General features: G+C 39.1%; 1 pseudogene. It reads left to right on the forward strand.

The annotated features are described in order from the left end of the window. Nucleotides 1-38: 38 nt before the first annotated feature. Nucleotides 39-243 (forward strand): annotated as a pseudogene (locus RRF55_RS27640) (glutathione peroxidase); the annotation flags it as partial.

The following is a 243-nucleotide window of genomic DNA, read 5'->3' on the forward strand; positions in this document are numbered from 1 at the left end:
CTAGAAACACAAGAAAAAAGTGATGAGGATACTTATCCATGACCAACATTTATCAGTTTGAAGCGGAATTGTTAGATGGAAAAAATAAATCCTTTGCTGACTATGAGGGCGAAGTGTTGCTCATCGTCAATACGGCCAGTAAATGTGGTTTTACACCGCAATTTGCTGGACTAGAAAAAATTTATGAGCAATATCATGCACAAGGGTTTGAGGTGTTAGGCTTCCCTTGTAATCAGTTTGGGG

The organism is Klebsiella sp. K47, assembly GCF_051858335.1.
Classification (GTDB): domain Bacteria; phylum Pseudomonadota; class Gammaproteobacteria; order Enterobacterales; family Enterobacteriaceae; genus Klebsiella; species Klebsiella pneumoniae.